We start from the raw sequence: 18,269 nt of genomic DNA, 5'->3' as shown, positions 1-18,269 counted from the left end.
TTAGAAGTAATTATAGGTCACAAGGTAGAGCTTTTCTTCATAGAGTGTTTCTCCTTTTATTATTCTTTAATATTAATGTAAAAGAAAGGGGTACAAAATGCCCCTTCGTCCGTCTTCTTGGTATGAAGAAAAAAGAACGAATGAAAATATATACATTAGTGTTTGGCGCATTGGTCGCTTGCCCGATGCAGGCACAAACAATGCATGACTGGGAGAATCATCATGTTCTCCAGATCAATCGTGAACCGGCACGAGCTGCTTTTACTCCTTTTTCCGTACAGAAAGGAGACTGTTCGATATCTTTGGACGGAACATGGAAGTTCCGATGGACTCCTGTTCCGGGCGAAAGAATCATAGATTTCTATCAGACTGATTTTAATGATAAAGACTGGAAGGACTTTCCTGTTCCTGCCAATTGGGAAGTCAACGGATATGGCACGCCTATTTATGTATCTGCAGGTTATCCGTTTAAGATAGATCCTCCACGGGTAATGGGAGAGCCGAAAGCCGACTATACGACCTATAAAGAACGAAATCCGGTCGGACAGTATCGGCGCACATTCGTCTGGCCTGTGGAATGGGAAGCGGACGGACAGACTTTTCTGCGCTTTGAAGGAGTGATGAGTGCTTTCTATGTCTGGATAAATGGCGAACGGGTAGGGTATAGTCAAGGCAGTATGGAGCCAAGTGAATTTAACATCACCAACTATCTGAAGACCGGTGAGAATCAGATAGCACTGGAAGTGTACCGTTATAGTGACGGGTCTTATCTCGAAGATCAGGACTTCTGGCGTTTTGGCGGTATTCATCGTAGCATTCATCTGATACATACACCTGATGTTCGTATGCGTGATTATGCGATACGCACTCTTCCTGCATCTGCTGGCAATTATGAGGACTTTATTTTGCAGATCGATCCGCAATTTAGTGTATACAGAGGTATGACTGGAAAAGGATATACCCTGCAAGGTGTGCTGAAAGACGCAAGTGGAAAAGAGATAGTAAAGTTGCAGGGAGAGGTGGAAGAGATACTGGATCTGGAGCACAAAGCAAGCCGGATGAATGAGTGGTATCCGCAACGCGGGCCACGTAAGACGGGACGTTTGTCAGCCATAATAAAATCACCGGAAAGATGGACAGCGGAGACACCCTATCTTTATAAATTACACCTGACTTTGCAGAATGCGGAAGGAAAAGTGATAGAACAGGCGGAGCAATCGGTTGGTTTCCGTACTGTAGAAATCAATAAAGGACAATTACTGATTAACGGTAATCCGGTTCGCTTCAGAGGTGTGAATCGTCATGAACACGATCCACGGACGGCACGCGTAATGAGTGAAGAAAGAATGCTTCAGGATATACTGCTGATGAAACAGGCAAATATCAATGCCGTTCGTACCAGCCATTATCCCAATGTGAGCCGCTGGTATGAACTCTGTGATAGTTTAGGGCTTTATGTGATGGATGAAGCGGATATCGAAGAGCATGGTCTGCGCGGGACACTGGCAAGTACTCCCGATTGGTATGCTGCATTCATGGATCGTGCGGTCCGCATGGCAGAACGTGATAAGAACTATCCAAGTATCGTGATGTGGAGTATGGGAAATGAAAGCGGCTACGGACCGAACTTTGCAGCTATTTCTGCATGGTTACACGATTTTGATCCTACACGCCCCGTTCATTATGAAGGTGCGCAGGGAGTAGATGGCAATCCTGATCCGAAGACGGTCGATGTGATCAGCCGTTTTTATACCCGTGTGAAACAAGAATATCTGAATCCGGGTATTGCAGAAGGAGAAGACAAAGAACGTGCGGAAAATGCACGTTGGGAACGGCTGTTGGAAATAGCGGAACGTACCAATGATGATTGTCCGGTGATGACAAGCGAATATGCCCATTCGATGGGAAATGCGTTGGGCAACTTTAAAGAATATTGGGATGAAATATATAGCAATCCCCGTATGCTGGGCGGTTTCATCTGGGACTGGGTAGATCAGGGAATTTATAAAGAATTGCCTGATGGCCGCATTATGGTGGCGTACGGCGGAGACTTCGGTGATAAACCGAATCTGAAAGCTTTCTGCTTTAACGGTCTATTGATGAGTGATCGTGAGACGACTCCGAAATATTGGGAAGTAAAGAAAGTATATGCACCGGTTCAGTTGGCCGTCAACAATGGACAATTGATCGTTACAAACAGGAATCATCATATAGACTTATCTCAGTATCGCTGCTTATGGACATTGACAATAGATGGTAAACAGAAAGAACAGGGAGAAATCACATTACCGGAAGTCGCTCCGGGTGAGAGTGAAACAATCACTTTACCTGCTTTCCGTTCCTTATCGGACAAGAAGGCTTTAAACAGAAAAAGCAACAACAGCAACTCAACGAATATGCTTTCTGATTGTCAGCTAAAAGTAAGCATCGTATTGAAATCTGATGCCCTTTGGGCAAAAGCCGGTCATGAAGTTACTTGGGAACAATTCTGCTTACAGCAAGGAGAATTGTTGTCTGCCGATCTGATCAATAAAGGAGCGCTGCAAGTAAAAGAGGATGATAAATCTTTATCGGTTAGCGGACGCGGTTTCTCGGTTCAGTGGGAAAAGAAAACAGTCGGAAGTATAACTTCCCTTATGTACAATGGCAAAGAAATATTGACTCAGAATCATTTTCCGGTTCAGCCTGTCACGCAAGCATTCCGTGCACCGACAGACAATGACAAGAGTTTCGGAAACTGGCTGGCAAAAGACTGGCAACTGCATGGCATGGACCACCCTCTGATTAGTCTGGAGTCTTTCGATCATGAAGTACGTGCAGATGGGGCAGTCATAGTACGTATCCGGACGACTAATTTATATAAAGAAGGCAACGTGACAACGACATCCGTCTATACCATTTCTTCCGATGGAGTCATTGATCTGAAAACAACTTTCTTACCACAAGGAGTATTTCCGGAATTGCCTCGTTTGGGACTTGCATTCTGTCTGGCTCCTGCCTATAATACCTTTACATGGTATGGCAGAGGACCACAGGATAATTATCCCGATCGCAAGACATCTGCCGCAACAGGGCTCTGGAAGGGAACGGTAGCAGAACAGTATGTACATTATCCTCGTCCGCAGGATAGCGGAAATAAGGAAGAAGTACAATTTCTTACGCTGACAGACAAACAGAATAAAGGTATCCGTGTAGACGCGGTAGAAGATGTCTTTTCTGCCTCTGCTTTGCATTATACTGCACAGGATTTATATAAAGAAACTCATGACTGCAATCTGAAACCACGTCCCGAAATTATTCTCAGTATGGACGCGGCCGTGCTCGGATTAGGGAATAGCAGCTGCGGACCGGGCGTACTGAAGAAGTATGCTATTGAGAAAAAAGAACATACGCTGCATATACGCATCAGCAAGCAGTAAAATAAGAATTGATTCAAATAAATAGTAACTAACACAATAATAAAAGTAACAATGAGAAAAGTAACCACTTTATTATCAACCTTGGCGTTGGCAACTACTCTGGCTGCTCAAACCCTTCCGCAAACGGAACGGCAATACCTTTCCGGTCACGGATGTGATGATATGGTAGAATGGGACTTCTTCTGTACTGACGGACGCAATTCCGGCAAATGGACGAAGATCGGCGTACCGTCATGCTGGGAGTTGCAGGGCTTTGGCACCTATCAGTATGGAATCACCTTCTATGGCAAAGCCTTCCCCGAAGGTATCGCCGATGAAAAAGGAATGTATAAGTACGAGTTTGAGGTCCCCGAGAAGTTCCGCGGACAGCAGGTAAATCTGGTATTCGAAGCTTCGATGACAGATACCGAAGTTAAAGTAAACGGGCGTAAAGTCGGCTCGAAACATCAGGGAGCTTTCTATCGTTTTTCATACAATGTCACAGATTTCCTTAAGTATGGAAAAAAGAACCTGCTGGAAGTAACCGTTTCAAAGGAAAGCGAAAATGCCAGTGTGAATCTTGCCGAGCGACGTGCCGACTATTGGAATTTCGGAGGTATTTTCCGTCCGGTATTCCTAGAAGTAAAACCTGCGATTAATTTACGTCACATCGCCATCGATGCACAAATGGATGGTTCCTTCCGTGCCAATTGCTATACCAATCTGTCTAATGACGGAATGAGTATCCGGGCACAGATTTTGGATAATAAAGGCAAAAAACTAACTGAAACGACCGTACCTGTAAAAGCAGGAGGAGACTGGACTTCTTTACAGCTCAATGTCTCTGATCCGGCTCTGTGGACAGCCGAAACGCCGAATCTTTATAAAGCTCAGTTTTCTTTGCTGGACAAAGGCGGAAAAGTGCTGCACAGCGAGACAGAAACATTCGGTTTTCGTACCATCGAAGTACGTGAAAGTGATGGATTATACGTAAACGGTGTACGCATTATGGTGCGTGGTGTCAATCGCCATAGCTTCCGTCCGGAAAGTGGCCGTACATTAAGTAAAGCGAAAAATATCGAAGATGTTCTTCTGATGAAAGACATGAATATGAACTCCGTCCGTCTGAGTCACTATCCGGCTGATCCGGAGTTTCTGGAAGCTTGTGATTCTCTGGGACTTTACGTGATGGATGAATTAGGAGGCTGGCATGGCAAATACGATACTCCGACCGGAGTACGCCTGATCGAAGGAATGATAGAACGTGACGTTAACCACCCGTCTATTATTTGGTGGAGTAATGGTAATGAAAAAGGATGGAATACCGAACTCGATGGAGAATTTCACAAGTACGATCCGCAGAAACGTCCGGTGATTCACCCGCAAGGCAATTTCTCTGGTTTTGAAACCATGCATTACCGTTCTTACGGAGAAAGTCAGAACTATATGCGCTTGCCGGAAATCTTTATGCCGACAGAATTTCTCCACGGTTTGTATGATGGCGGTCATGGTGCCGGATTATACGACTATTGGGAAATGATGCGTAAACATCCCCGCTGTATCGGTGGTTTCCTTTGGGTACTGGCAGACGAAGGAGTGAAGCGTGTCGATATGGAGGGATTCATTGATAATCAAGGAAATTTCGGCGCTGACGGTATTGTAGGGCCACATCATGAAAAGGAAGGCAGTTTCTACACAATCAAGCAGTTATGGAGTCCGGTACAAATCATGAATACTTCTGTCGACAAGCAGTTTGACGGTAAGTTCTCCGTAGAAAACCGTTATGATTATCTGAATCTGAATACTTGCCGTTTCCTTTGGAAACAGGTGAAGTTCCCTACCGCAACAGATGCTTCTAATACAACTGCCCAAGTTCTGAAACAAGGGGAAACACAAGGAAGTGATGTCGCAGCCCATTCGGCAGGTGTGCTGAATATTAAAACAACGATCCTTCCGGATGCCGATGCCCTTTTCCTCACAGCCATCGACCGATACGGTCATGAACTTTGGCGCTGGACTTTCCCTGTGAACAAACTGAATCAGGCTAATGAAGTGCTTTCTCCCTTATCTAATAAGGTAACCTCTACAGAAACAGAAAATGAACTTACCGTAAAAGCGAAGAATCATACTTTCATTTTCTCAAAGAAAGACGGTCAGCTGAAAGGTGTATCCGTAAACAATCGCAAGATCAGCTTTGCCAACGGCCCTCGTTTCATCGGTGCCCGTCGTGCCGACCGCTCATTGGATCAGTTTTATAATCACGATGACGAAAAAGCGAAAGAAAAGGATCGTACCTACAGCGAATTCCCTGATGCTGCTGTATTCACGAAACTGGATGTAAAAGAAGACGGAGGCAATCTGATTGTTACTGCCAATTATAAACTGGGTAATCTGGATAAAGCGCAATGGACAATCAATCCAAGTGGAGAAGCGGTGCTGGATTATACCTACAATTTCTCCGGCGTGGTAGATTTAATGGGAATCTGCTTCGACTATCCCGAAGATCAGGTGATCAGTAAACGCTGGCTGGGAGCGGGGCCCTACCGTGTATGGCAGAACCGTATTCATGGCACGCAATACGATGTCTGGGAAAACGACTATAACGATCCTATTCCGGGTGAAACCTTCACATATCCCGAATTCAAAGGATATTTCGGCAGTGTTTCCTGGATGAACATCCGTACGAAAGAGGGTACTATCAGCCTGACCAATGAAACTCCGGATGCTTACATCGGAGTATATCAGCCGCGTGACGGTCGTGACCGCTTACTTTATACGCTTCCTGAAAGTGGAATCTCTGTCTTGAATGTGATTCCTCCTGTACGTAATAAAGTAAATTCGACTGATCTATGTGGCCCGTCATCGCAGCCAAAATGGGTGAATGGTCCGCAGAGCGGACGAATCATTTTCCGGTTTATGGAATAAATAAATGAAATAAAAAGGTACTCACATTGCGTTGGGTACCTTTTTTTGTAATTCAAGAATAGCCTCCAAAGCCTGTTCCGCTTTCTCTTCAGGCACAAAGATATGGTCATGATAATAGGCCGCCACCACATTAGCGCTAATATTTTTTTCTGCCAGCTTGGCAGAAAAGGCAGCTGTCAGCCCCACCGCATCCAGACTTGAATGTACATTGAGAGTGATAAGTCTGTAAACGGACAGGTAATCTATCTTTTTGTCTACAGCATCTTTCCTGTCAAGAATGAAGGTTACACCCTCTTTCTCATGGAAAATCCCGATTGGGTTCAGCTCCCGCATTTGATCCCAATCGAGTGTTGGGAAAGAACAAAAAACAAAATCCCGCTCATCCAACACAGGCTCCATATTGGATAATAATAGTTCTAACTCTTTAATACCTGACATAAGTTCAACTGATGATAATTGCGCAAATATAGCAAATATAAAATGGTTTAAAAGAGTCATAAGTGAGGAATAATCATTATTTTTGTTTCGTTTTATAGATTCAGATTAACGAGTTCTTTCCTATGTACACAATACTAATTATAGAAGACGAACCCAGAGTGGCAAGTTTGCTGATGAACGGGCTGGAAGAAAATGGTTATCAGACCATGGTAGCTTATGACGGATTAATGGGGCTGCGGCTTTTTCAGGCACATACGTTCGATCTGGTTATATCTGATATTGTTCTGCCTAAGATGGACGGATTTGAGCTGACGAAAGAAATCCGTAAGTCCAATCCCCGTATTCCTATATTAATGTTGACGGCATTAGGATCAACGAACGATAAGCTGGACGGTTTCGATGCCGGTGCAGACGACTATATGGTGAAGCCCTTTGATTTCAGAGAGTTGAATGCCAGAATCAAAGTTCTATTGAAACGTGTCTCGGGAAATGTACCGGAATTGCCGCAGGAACTTGTTTATGCGGATCTGCGCATTGATCTTCAGCGGAAGGACGTAGAACGAAATAACGTTTCCATTAAACTTTCTCCGAAAGAATATAACCTGCTGCTATATATGGTCGAAAATGCCGAAAGGGTATTGAGCCGGGTAGAGATAGCGGAGAAAGTATGGAACACACATTTTGATACGGGAACCAACTTCATTGATGTATATATCAACTACCTTCGCAAAAAGATAGACCGTAACTTTGAACCGAAACTTATTCATACCAAAGCAGGGATGGGTTTCATACTGACTGACAAATTATGAAAATCCGGGCAACGCTGACTCTGCAATATGCGGGCATTACAGCTGCGGTATTCTTCGCATTTGTCATAGCTGTCTATTACGTAAGCGAGCATTCGCGCAGCAATGCTTTCTTTCGAAACCTGCAAAGTGAAGCTATAACCAAAGCCCACTTATTTCTTAATAATCAGGTAGATGCAAAAACGATGCAGTCTATTTACCTGAATAATCAGAAGTTTATTAATGAAGTAGAGGTAGCCGTCTATACTACAGATTTTAAAATACTATATCATGATGCCCTTCAAAACGACATAGTCAAGGAAACACCCGAAATGGTAAAACGTATTCTGAAACGAAAGAATATCAGTTTCTATGTGGACGAATATCAGGCAATAGGACTTGTGTATCCGTTTGAAGGACAAGACTACATTGTCACTGCCGCTGCCTATGATGGCTATGGATACGCTAACCGGGATGCACTGAGAAATATGCTCATTCTGTTATTTATCGGAGGATTGACCATGTTGGTGATTGTCGGTTATATCCTCTCCCGAAGCACCTTAAAGCCTATACGCAATATCGTGAAAGAAGCGGAGAAAATCACCGCTTCACATATCGACAAAAGACTGCCAGTGAAAAACGAACAGGACGAACTAGGAGAACTGAGTATTACATTCAATGCACTGCTGGAACGTTTGGAGAAGTCCTTCAATTCGCAAAAGATGTTTGTCAGCAATGTATCTCATGAATTACGTACACCTATGGCAGCCCTTACAGCCGAACTGGATCTGGCCCTGTTGAAAGAACGAACCTCCGGACAATATCAGGCAGCTATCGGCAATGCACTACAAGATTCGCGACGGATCATAAACCTGATCGACGGATTGCTGAATCTTGCAAAAGCCGACTATCAGTCGGAACAGATTACAATGGAAGAGGTCCGGTTGGATGAACTGCTGTTGGATGCCAGAGAATTAGTCCTAAAAGCCCATCCGGATTATCATATCGAATTAGTATTTGAGCAGGAAGCTGAGGAAGATAATGTGCTGACCGTAATCGGAAACAGCTATCTGTTGACTACTGCCTTTGTGAATCTGGTAGAGAACAACTGCAAGTACTCTTCCAACCGGACTTCATCCGTCCTGATAGCTTATTGGGAACAATGGGCTATTATCCGCTTGTCTGATAATGGCGTAGGAATGTCCGATGCAGACAAAGAAAACCTGTTTAAACTGTTTTATCGGGGAGAAAACAAGAATATAGCTCCCGGAAATGGTATAGGCATGGTTTTGACACAGAAAATCATTCACCTTCACAAAGGCGAACTTACCGTATCTTCTCATAAGGACGAGGGAACTACTTTTGTGGTAAAACTCCCGCATATCTAAGAAACTCTAATAGTTTTCTAATACCACTCTAATCATTCTCTAACGGCTTCCTCCCGAAGTCCTCCTTACTTTTGCATCGAATTAATAAATGCAGTTAGTAACTTAAAAAAATTAGAGAGTATGGTATGGAAGAAAAAACTGCGTTCATCACAGTACACATTCAATTCAGAGAGAGTATTTTTGGTTGCCACGCAACCCGGTAAGTCAATTTATTCCTGTTTGCAGACTACAAAGCTTGGATTAACGCTGGGAGAAGTACAGGAGCGACAATCCATTTATGGAAGAAACGAAGTCATCCATGAACAAAAAAAGAATCCGTTTATACTGTTTATCAGAACATTTATCAATCCTTTCATAGGCGTTCTGACAGGACTTGCTATCATATCCTTATTTCTGGATGTGTTGATGGCTGAACCCGGAGAGCAAGAATGGACAGGGGTAATCATTATTTCGTCCATGGTATTATTCAGTGCTGTTCTTCGTTTCTGGCAGGAATGGAGAGCAAGTGAAGCTACGGATTCTTTAATGAGGATGGTAAAAAACACTTGTCTGGCGAAACGTGCCGGAGAACAGGAAGAAGAGATCGATATAACAGAACTCGTTCCGGGAGATATTGTGTATCTGGTAGCCGGTGATATGGTTCCTGCCGATATACGTATCATCGATTCAAAAGACTTGTTTATCAGTCAGGCTTCACTGACGGGTGAGTCCGAACCGATAGAAAAGTTTCCGGAAGTACAGGGACAACAGTTTCGTAAGGGAAGTGTCATAGAGTTGGATAATATCTGTTATATGGGTTCCAATGTGATTAGCGGTGCGGCAAAAGGAATTGTTTTTGAAACGGGGAATAAAACCTATCTGGGTACAATAGCCAAAAGTCTGGTCGGACATCGTGCCACTACAGCCTTTGATAAAGGTATTAGCAAGGTCAGCTTTTTATTGATTCGTTTTATGCTGGTTATGGTTCCGTTCGTGTTTTTCGTGAATGGTTTTACGAAAGGTGACTGGTTCGAAGCCTTCATTTTTGCCGTATCTGTGGCGGTCGGTCTTACTCCCGAAATGTTACCTATGATTGTGACGGCTAACCTGTCTAAAGGAGCAATCGCCATGTCCAAAAAGAAAACAATCGTAAAGAACCTCAATGCCATTCAGAATTTTGGAGCAATGGATATACTTTGTACTGATAAAACCGGTACATTGACTTGCGATAAAATTGTGTTGGAGAAGTATATCAATGCAGACGGCAGCGATGACAACAGTAAACGTATTCTTCGTCACGCGTACTTCAACAGTTATTTTCAGACCGGCTTGAGAAACCTGATGGATAAGGCAATCCTCTCTCATGTAAGAGAGTTGAATCTGGAACATTTGAAGGATGCCTATACCAAGGTCGATGAAATTCCTTTCGATTTTACACGCAGAAGGATGTCTGTCGTTATAGAAGACAGGCAAGGGAAGCGGCAAATTATTACCAAAGGAGCGGTAGAAGAGATTCTCGATGTCTGTTCGTATGCCGAGTTCGACGGAGAGATACATCCTTTGACTGACTCCTTGAAAATAAAAGCGCAAAAGATCAGTGAGGAAATGAACCGGCAAGGTATGAGAGTATTGGCGGTTTCCCAGAAAAGTTTCATCGAAAAGGACTGTAATTTTGTCATCGAAGATGAAAAAGAAATGGTGTTGATCGGATATCTTGCTTTTCTTGATCCTCCCAAACCTTCTGCCGCCGAAGCCATCGAACAATTATATATGCATGGAGTAGCAGTCAAAATATTGTCGGGAGACAATGATACCGTAGTGAAAGCTATTGCCCGTCAGGTAGGGATTGATACCGGGCACTCCCTTACCGGAATAGAAATGGAGGAAATGGATGAAACAACATTGAAAGAAGCGGTAAAAGACACTACGTTATTCTCCAAACTCACTCCATTGCAGAAAACGCAAATAATCTCTCTGTTGCAGGAGCAAGGTAATACAGTTGGTTTTCTGGGAGATGGCATCAATGATGCAGGCGCCTTGCGGCAGTCAGATATTGGCATATCTGTCGATTCGGCGGTAGATATAGCAAAAGAAAGTGCGGATATCATCTTGCTGGAGAAGGATTTGATGGTATTGGAAGACGGCGTACTCGAAGGTAGAAAGACATTTGGTAATATCAATAAGTATATAAAGATGACTGCCAGTTCCAATTTTGGCAATATGTTCAGCGTGATGTTTGCAAGCGCCTTTCTGCCGTTCCTGCCCATGATGCCGATACATTTGCTGATTCAGAACCTATTATATGATATATCACAGACAACCATTCCATTCGACCGTATGGACCCGGAATTTCTGAAGAAACCGCGCAAATGGGATGCATCCGACCTGAGTCGCTTTATGATTTATATAGGGCCTATCAGTTCTATCTTTGATATTGCTACCTATCTGGTCATGTGGTATGTGTTCAGTTGTAACAGTCCCGAACATCAGACTTTGTTTCAGACCGGATGGTTTGTAGAAGGTTTGTTATCCCAGACATTGATTGTCCACATGATACGTACCCGTAAAATACCATTTATACAAAGCCGGGCCACGTGGCCTGTTATGGGGCTGACGTTCTTAATTATGGCAGTAGGCATTCTTATTCCTTTCACAGCTTTCGGACGTTCCATCGGCCTGACGGCTCTTCCTTTGGGTTATTTTCCCTGGCTGATTGGTATTTTGCTTTCCTATTGTATCCTGACGCAATTGGTAAAGAACTGGTATATCAGGAAGTTTGTACGTTGGCTATAGCATTCGGCCTGTTTATCCCACAAAATATGTATATATAATGTGAAATATCTAAAATTGAGACAGATAACCTGTCAAAAGTTCTTGCCTCTAAAAATAATTTCATACATTTAGAGGCAAGAACTCTTAAATGTTAGATTTACGAACATACTAATATTCAAACACAATGAAACACAGCTTATACTTTCTGATAATAATTACCTTGTTGTTTGCCGGATGCCGTCAAAAAGCCCAGAGTAATTTCCTGTCCGAATCTTCTGCACAAACAGAGGAAAGTAATCCCTCATTGGAAGAGTATGCTGAAGAAGCAGTCATCACAGGCAAAGTACTAAATCGGGATTTCTATCCTCAGGAAAAGGAACTGACTCTCATTATCCCATTTTTCAGAGATATGGGAAATCAGTATCGTTCGCCCATACAAAAAGATGGTTCATTCTCTTTCCGTTTTCCGGTTTATGCCAAATTAAGGGAGGTTTCTATCCGCAACTATGCAGAACATCTTTATATCCACCCGGGAGACAGCATACATGTAGAAATAGACTTCAAAGATCTTTTTCATCCTAAAGTGACAGGTGATGCCGAAAAGCTAAATCAGGAGATATTAGCGTTCACTGAAAGTGCATATTACTATATACAGAATTACAATATGAAACCGGAATCAGACGTTAAGGATTTTGAGGCTGAATTAAAAAAGGATTATAATTTTCGTTTGGAACGTAGGAATGAGTATCTGGTGAAGTACAAGCCAATGGAAGATGTAGTACTGTTTACTGAAGAATTGCTGAAGCAAGATTATTATTATGCGCTGTTATTCAATGGTATGTCATACTTGTTTAAAACGAGAAAAGAGATGGACCGTTATCATACACTTTTACCTGAAATCAATAAACTATATACTAAAGGCATACTCTCGGCACGCTTATACGATGTTGCTGATGAAGCAGAAAGATATATTGCTTATGGGATCGCTTTCAGAGATAAAAAGAATCCTTCGATAGAAGAAATCATGGCTACAATGGGGGAGAGTGAGATGAATCAGTATTTATATACTAAGTTGATAGCCGGTTCTTTATGTACTAATGACACACTTGCTTTTCACGAAAAACGTACACAGTTTGACTCAATCGTTAAAATGTCACATCTACGTGCACAGGTGATGCAGATCTATAATCAGACCAAATCGTATCTAAAAAATCCACAGCCTGTTTCCGACAATTTATTATATGGCGAATTCCATGAGAACTCAAAGCATACAACACGTATGCCATACATGAAACCTGTCTATGATGTGCTCGAAAAGAATCGTGGGAAAGTGATTTATTTCGATTTTTGGGCTAGATGGTGTCCTCCTTGTCTGGCTGAAATGGAACCTTTAAAACAATTGCGCAGCAAATTCTCTACGGATGATTTGATTATATATTCCATTTGTGTGAGTGAACCCAAAGAACAATGGGAGGAATGCCTGAATGAGTATTCATTGAAAAACCGGGGAATTGAATGTGTTCATGTGACTGATTATTTGGGAATAGATAACTATCAGAAAATTTGTAAGCAATGGAAAATAGACAGGATGCCTTACTATGTATTAATAAATAGAAAGGGGCAGATTATTGATTTCGGAACTGCGGCACGTCCCAGTAATCCGCAGTTAGTATCCCGAATAGAAGAAGCGGTGAAATGAGACTTATTTTGTAGAAAGCAATACTGCCTAAGAAATTAAATAGTTTAATTTGAGCAAGGAGAATACTGTGAGTACAAAACAGTCCGTTTTTCGTCTTATCTATAAGTAAAAATATAGATTAGAATGAAAAGCCGACTGAAACAACAAATATTTGCAATCTCATTATTGGCATGCACTGCTATATCTCCTGCCAATGCTCTGCAAACACATTTACTTCGCGAACAATTCCAAAATCCGTCTGACGAAGCAAAGCCTTGGACTTTTTGGTACTGGATGTTTGGAGCCGTATCCAAAGAAGGGATTACGGCTGACTTGGAAGCAATGAAACGTGCTGGGCTGGGAGGTACTTATCTGATGCCTATCAAAGGTATCAAAGAAGGACCACAATACAATGGAAAGGCGCAACAACTAACACCCGAATGGTGGGAAATGGTTCGTTTCAGCATGGAAGAAGCCGACCGCTTGGGATTAAAGTTAGGAATGCATATTTGTGATGGTTTTGCATTGGCTGGTGGTCCGTGGATGACTCCGAAAGAATCGATGCAAAAGATAGTCTGGAGTGATACAATCGTTGATGGTGGCAAAATCAAAGGACTACACTTACCGCAACCGGAGGCATACGAAGGTTTTTATGAAGATATTTCTTTATTTGCCCTGCCTGTAAAAGAGGAAGCGGCAGACGTTATGCCGGCCCAAATAACCTGTGCCAATATAGCCACAGGAAATCATATTGACATCAAGAAGACTGTGAACATGGATGATGCCGGAGTAATCCGTTCATCATATCCCTGCTATATCCAATATGAATACGAACAGCCTTTCACCTGCCGCAATATTGAAATCATTCTGAGTGGCAATAATTATCAGGCGCACCGCTTGAAAGTGATGGCAAGTGATGATGGGGTTAACTACCGTTTGGTGAAACAGCTCGTCCCTGCACGTCAGGGATGGCAGAATACAGATGAAAATTCCACTCATGCAATTCCTGCTACAACTGCCCGTTATTTCCGCTTCTACTGGACACCCGAAGGCAGTGAACCGGGAAGTGAAGACATGGATGCCGCAAAATGGAAACCAAATCTGAAAATCAAGGAACTGCGTCTGCACCGGGAAGCCCGACTGGATCAGTGGGAAGGCAAAGCCGGACTGGTATGGCGTGTAGCTTCCTCCACGAAGAAGGAGGAAATAGGGGAGCAAGATTGCTATGCCCTTTCACAGATTATCAACCTGACAGATCCCTTTAAAAATAGTCCGAGCGACAATTTTAAAGAGAGAACACTGACAGCTACTCTCCCCAAAGGAAAGTGGAAACTACTCCGCATGGGACATACCGCCACCGGACATACGAACGCAACTGCCGGAGGAGGAAAAGGACTGGAATGTGATAAATTTAATCCAAAAGCTGTTCGCAAGCAGTTCGACAACTGGTTTGCGCAAGCATTTGTAAAGACAAATCCAGACGTTGCCCGCCGCGTATTAAAATACATGCACGTGGATAGTTGGGAATGCGGAAGCCAGAACTGGAGCGATACTTTTGCCGCAGAATTCCGGAAACGCCGTGGATACGACCTGATGCCTTATTTACCATTGTTGGCAGGTATTCCGATGGAGAGTGCCGAACGAAGCGAAAAGATTCTGCGTGATGTCCGCACAACGATAGGTGAACTGGTCGTCGATGTTTTCTATCAAGTCTTGGCCGACTGTGCGAAAGAATATGATTGCCAGTTCTCAGCCGAATGCGTAGCGCCTACCATGGTAAGTGACGGATTACTGCATTATCAGAAAGTAGACCTTCCCATGGGAGAATTCTGGCTGAACAGCCCAACCCACGACAAACCGAATGATATGCTGGATGCCATCAGCGGAGCGCATATCTACGGCAAGAATATCATCCAGGCAGAAGGTTTCACGGAAGTACGCGGAACATGGAACGAACATCCGGGAATATTGAAAGCCTTACTGGACCGCAACTATGCTTTAGGCATCAACCGCCTTTTCTTCCATGTATATGTCCATAATCCTTGGCTGGACCGCAAACCGGGAATGACTTTGGATGGTATCGGCCTTTTCTTCCAGCGTGACCAGACGTGGTGGAATAAGGGTGCAAAGGCTTTCTGTGAATACATCACCCGTTGCCAGTCATTGCTGCAATACGGGCATCCGGTGGCGGATATTGCAGTATTTACAGGAGAAGAGATGCCAAGACGTTCGATATTGCCGGAACGTTTAGTTCCTTCTTTACCGGGCATCTTCGGTGCAGAGCGGGTGGAAAGCGAACGAATCCGTTTGGCAAACGAAGGACAACCCTTACGTGTGCGTCCTGTAGGCGTAACACATTCCGCAAATATGTCCGATCCTGAAAAGTGGGTAAATCCACTTCGAGGATATGCTTATGACAGCTTTAACAAAGACGCGTTACTCCGTTTGGCGAAAGCGGAAAACGGCAGGATGACGTTACCGGGTGGAGCCAGTTACAAAGTGTTAGTATTACCACTTCCACGTCCGATGAATCCGGACCCCGCAGCACTGTCTCCGGAAGTAAAACAAAAGATAAATGAACTGAAAGAAGCAGGCATACTGATTCCTTCTCTTCCATATAAAGAAGATGATTTCTCCTCATACGGTCTGGAACGTGATCTGATCGTACCGGAAAACATTGCCTGGACACATCGGCAAGGAGAACAGGGGGATATTTATTTTATCGCCAACCAACTGGAAGAAACACGTACATTTACCGCCAGTATGCGCATCGACGGCAGAAAGCCGGAATGCTGGAATCCGGTGACGGGTGAGATTAACGCTGACATTCCTTACGAACAAAAAAGCCATCGTACGGAAATCACTTTAACATTAGCTCCGAATGAGTCTGTCTTCATCGTATACCCTGCAGAAGAAGATGATAAGGAAACTTCGGAAAAAGAGCGCAAGGAAAAGAAGGATTCGGTAAAAGAAGCTTCGGAGACAGGCTTGGAAGCAACAGAATATACCGTGACTTTTACAGCAAACGGTAAGACTATCCAAAGACAGGAACTCTTTGACTGGAGCAAAGAAGAAGATGAGCAAATACGCTATTACTCCGGAACAGCAGTGTATAAAACAACATTCCGCTGGAAAAGTAAAGTGAAAGAAGACCAACAAGTATATCTGAATCTGGGAAAAGTATGTGATCTGGCTACTGTCCGTGTGAACGGCATAGATTGCGGAACGATATGGACAGCTCCTTATCGGGCTGATATTACGGCAGCCTTAAAGAAAGGTGTGAATGAACTGGAAATCGAAGTGACCAATACTTGGGCGAATGCACTCAAAGGAGCCGATGAAGGAAAAGCTCCTTTCGATGGAATATGGACGAATGCCAAATACCGAAGAGCAGAAAACACCCTGCTTCCTGCAGGATTGCTCGGACCTTTGAATTTTGATGTAGCGAATAAAAACAAATAAGAATGAAAAGTTCAGGAATTAAAACAAGCACAGTATTAGCAAGCTTTCTGCTCGCTGCCTGCCTGTCAATGCGTGCGGAAGTGAAACTGCCCGCTATTTTCTCTGACGGCATGGTGATGCAGCAACAAACCAATGCCAACCTTTGGGGAACGGCAACTCCGAACAAGAAAGTAACAGTCACTACCGGCTGGAACGGAAAACAATATGCAGTAACAGCAGACAAGAACGGCGCATGGAAACTTTCAGTCTCCACTCCGGAAGCCGGCGGACCGTATACCATCACTTTCGACGATGGAACCCAAAAGACACTGAATAATATTCTGATAGGCGAATTATGGCTGTGCTCTGGTCAGAGCAACATGGAAATGCCGATGAAAGGATTCAAGAACCAACCTGTAGAGAATGCCAATATGGATATTCTTCGCAGCAAAAATTCTCATATCCGCCTGTTTACGGTAAAACGTACTTCTACCATTACCCCACAGAACGACGTTGTCGGCTCATGGAAAGAAGCGGCTCCGGTCAGTGTCCGTGATTTCAGTGCGACGGCCTATTATTTCGGAAGACTGGTCAATGAAATATTAGAAGTTCCGGTAGGACTCGTAGTAGCGGCATGGGGCGGTTCTGCTTGTGAGGCATGGATGACTGCCGATTGGCTGAAAGCATTTCCGGATGCAAAGATACCTCAATCGGAAGCTGATATAAAATCGAAAAACCGTACCCCGACCGTACTCTATAATGGTATGTTGCATCCATTGATCGGCATGACCATGAAAGGAGTGATCTGGTATCAGGGAGAAGATAACTGGAATCGTGCCCATACCTATGCGGATATGTTTACCACATTGATTAACGGTTGGCGTGCCGAATGGAAACAAGGTGATTTTCCTTTCTACTATTGTCAGATAGCTCCTTATGACTATGGTATTATCACTGAAAAAGGTAAAGAGGTGATTAATTCTGCTTATCTACGGGAAGCACAGGCAAAGGTAGAACATCGTGTGTCTAACAGCGGCATGGCTGTACTGCTGGATGCTGGAATGGAAAAGGGAATTCATCCCGCAAAGAAACAGGCTGCCGGAGAGCGTCTGGCACTCCTTGCACTGACAAAGACGTACGGAATAGAGGGAGTAAACGGAGAAAGCCCTTATTACAAAAGTATTGAAATCAAGAATGACACTATTGTCGTCAGCTTTGAACGTGCGAATATGTGGATCAGCGGTAAAAACTGTTTTGAATCGAAAAACTTTCAGGTAGCAGGTGAAGACAAGGTGTTTTATCCGGCGAAAGCATGGATCGAACGCAGCAAAATGCTAGTAAAAAGTGATAAAGTTCCGTATCCGGTAGCTGTCCGCTATGGATTTGAGAATTATGTGGAAGGAGATGTATATTGTGATGGGCTGCCGTTGGGGTCTTTCCGTTCGGACGACTGGTAATTTGAAAA

Annotated in this window: 9 protein-coding genes; 8 read left to right on the top strand and 1 reads right to left on the bottom strand. The window is 43.6% G+C overall.

What is annotated here, in order from left to right:
• The first annotated feature begins 140 nt into the window (after positions 1-140).
• Positions 141-3,419, top strand: coding sequence for a glycoside hydrolase family 2 TIM barrel-domain containing protein (locus tag NBH01_RS13685; protein WP_250700153.1), 3,279 nt, complete (start codon positions 141-143; stop codon positions 3,417-3,419).
• A 51-nt stretch (positions 3,420-3,470) separates the two neighbouring features.
• On the top strand, positions 3,471-6,323 hold the full coding sequence (locus NBH01_RS13680; protein ID WP_195439093.1) for a glycoside hydrolase family 2 protein: 2,853 nt from the start codon (positions 3,471-3,473) through the stop codon (positions 6,321-6,323).
• A gap of 21 nt (positions 6,324-6,344) precedes the next feature.
• Here NBH01_RS13680 and NBH01_RS13675 read toward each other — a convergent pair whose 3' ends face one another.
• Positions 6,345-6,761 carry an ACT domain-containing protein gene (locus NBH01_RS13675; RefSeq protein ID WP_195439330.1) on the bottom strand — a complete coding sequence of 139 codons (417 nt, stop codon included), beginning with the start codon at positions 6,759-6,761 and terminating at the stop codon, positions 6,345-6,347.
• Between the two features lie 122 nt (positions 6,762-6,883).
• Here NBH01_RS13675 and NBH01_RS13670 point away from each other — a divergent pair, with 122 nt between their 5' ends.
• From NBH01_RS13670 to NBH01_RS13645, 6 genes are all read left to right on the top strand, one after another.
• Positions 6,884-7,570 carry a response regulator transcription factor gene (locus tag NBH01_RS13670; protein WP_008765779.1) on the top strand — a complete coding sequence of 229 codons (687 nt, stop codon included), beginning with the start codon at positions 6,884-6,886 and terminating at the stop codon, positions 7,568-7,570.
• Positions 7,567-8,934, top strand: coding sequence for a sensor histidine kinase (locus tag NBH01_RS13665; RefSeq protein ID WP_225680078.1), 1,368 nt, complete (start codon positions 7,567-7,569; stop codon positions 8,932-8,934). The genes NBH01_RS13670 and NBH01_RS13665 overlap by 4 nt, the downstream gene beginning before the upstream one ends.
• A gap of 120 nt (positions 8,935-9,054) precedes the next feature.
• Positions 9,055-11,706, top strand: coding sequence for a magnesium-translocating P-type ATPase (gene mgtA / locus NBH01_RS13660; protein ID WP_225694007.1), 2,652 nt, complete (start codon positions 9,055-9,057; stop codon positions 11,704-11,706).
• A 163-nt stretch (positions 11,707-11,869) separates the two neighbouring features.
• Positions 11,870-13,384, top strand: coding sequence for a TlpA family protein disulfide reductase (locus tag NBH01_RS13655; RefSeq protein WP_008765776.1), 1,515 nt, complete (start codon positions 11,870-11,872; stop codon positions 13,382-13,384).
• Between the two features lie 156 nt (positions 13,385-13,540).
• The gene (locus NBH01_RS13650; protein WP_370448176.1) at positions 13,541-16,825 is read left to right on the top strand and encodes a glycosyl hydrolase; all 3,285 of its coding nucleotides are present in this window, start codon (positions 13,541-13,543) and stop codon (positions 16,823-16,825) included.
• A gap of 2 nt (positions 16,826-16,827) precedes the next feature.
• Positions 16,828-18,261, top strand: coding sequence for a sialate O-acetylesterase (locus NBH01_RS13645; RefSeq protein ID WP_225680082.1), 1,434 nt, complete (start codon positions 16,828-16,830; stop codon positions 18,259-18,261).
• The last annotated feature ends 8 nt before the right edge of the window (positions 18,262-18,269 follow it).

The sequence above is a fragment of the Bacteroides sp. B1-V-101 genome (assembly GCF_023656585.1).
In the GTDB taxonomy this organism is placed as follows: Bacteria; Bacteroidota; Bacteroidia; order Bacteroidales; family Bacteroidaceae; genus Bacteroides; species Bacteroides thetaiotaomicron.
The sequence above is the reverse complement of the archived record's forward strand: the minus strand, read 5'-3'. Positions and strand labels throughout refer to the sequence as shown.

What these genes read in the sequence shown, in the direction of transcription:
- NBH01_RS13685 (WP_250700153.1), top strand. Translation starts at nt 141, where the DNA reads ATGAAAATATATACATTAGTGTTTGGCGCATTGGTCGCTTGCCCGATG.
- NBH01_RS13680 (WP_195439093.1), top strand. Translation starts at nt 3,471, where the DNA reads ATGAGAAAAGTAACCACTTTATTATCAACCTTGGCGTTGGCAACTACT.
- NBH01_RS13675 (WP_195439330.1), bottom strand. Translation starts at nt 6,761, where the DNA reads ATGTCAGGTATTAAAGAGTTAGAACTATTATTATCCAATATGGAGCCT.
- NBH01_RS13670 (WP_008765779.1), top strand. Translation starts at nt 6,884, where the DNA reads ATGTACACAATACTAATTATAGAAGACGAACCCAGAGTGGCAAGTTTG.
- NBH01_RS13665 (WP_225680078.1), top strand. Translation starts at nt 7,567, where the DNA reads ATGAAAATCCGGGCAACGCTGACTCTGCAATATGCGGGCATTACAGCT.
- mgtA (WP_225694007.1), top strand. Translation starts at nt 9,055, where the DNA reads ATGGTATGGAAGAAAAAACTGCGTTCATCACAGTACACATTCAATTCA.
- NBH01_RS13655 (WP_008765776.1), top strand. Translation starts at nt 11,870, where the DNA reads ATGAAACACAGCTTATACTTTCTGATAATAATTACCTTGTTGTTTGCC.
- NBH01_RS13645 (WP_225680082.1), top strand. Translation starts at nt 16,828, where the DNA reads ATGAAAAGTTCAGGAATTAAAACAAGCACAGTATTAGCAAGCTTTCTG.